This window comes from Saccharomonospora iraqiensis subsp. paurometabolica YIM 90007 (genome assembly GCF_000231035.2).
GTDB classification, from domain to species: Bacteria; Actinomycetota; Actinomycetes; order Mycobacteriales; family Pseudonocardiaceae; genus Saccharomonospora; species Saccharomonospora paurometabolica.
On record NZ_KI912220.1, the window covers coordinates 1,459 to 2,298 of the forward strand.

Here is an 840-nt window from a genome sequence, read left to right on the forward strand (position 1 = left end):
CGGTGCCCGACTGTGCGGTTTCCGACTGTGCGGTGCCCGACTGTGCGGTGCCCGACGACGTCGCGGCGGACGCGGTGGCCGCCCCGTGGCCCGGCGTCGTCGGGGCGGTGTGCATCCGGGCGCTGGGCGTCGAGGCGACGGGCCGGTTGTGCTCCCCCCGGCTGCGGTGCAGCAGGTAGACCGCCGTGACCACGAGGGCGAGGCCGATGAAGCCGCCCCCGTCGAACCAGTCGCCCGCGAACGCCCAGCTCGTCACGGGCAGCAGCAGCACGCACAGCACCAGCGCCAGCGGCCGGGACATCGAGCTGTGGCCCTTGCCGAGCAGGTGCTCCAGGCCGGAGACCTCGTCGTCCGCCTCGGGCAGCAGCAGCCACCCGAGCAGGTAGACGCTGAGCCCGATGCCGCCGAACACGGTGAGCGCGATCAGTGCCACCCGGACGAGGATCGGGTCGATGTCGTAGCGGTCGCCGACGGCGGCCGCCACCCCGGCGAGTTTGCGTCCCTCCCGGGGGCGGTGCGGCCGACTCGCCCAGAAGTCCCGCACCGTGTCCTCGAAACTCTCCCGGTGCCCGGAGATGTTCGCCGTGCTGCCCATGTCCGACAGCATGCGCGGGGGGACGGGCCCGCCGCATCGGGGATGACCCCGGAGAACGACGGGTGCGGATCAGGGCCGCCGTCCCGGGGAATCGGGGTTCTCCCTGATGATTCGCCCGCCCGACCGTGTGACCATGGGTTACGTGGGAGAACAGGCCACCGGCCGCGCCCGGACGCAGGCGCGGACCCCGTCGGTGCGGTCCCGGACCGGCCCGGGCACCCCGGGCGCTCCGGACACCGCGGGGC

Annotated in this window: 1 protein-coding gene; it reads right to left on the minus strand. The window is 74.3% G+C overall.

The genetic code is table 11. The features are described from left to right. The coding region (locus SACPADRAFT_RS26400; RefSeq protein ID WP_233357141.1) for a PspC domain-containing protein at positions 1-595 on the minus strand (595 nt) is incomplete at its 3' end. Positions 596-840 lie beyond the last annotated feature (245 nt).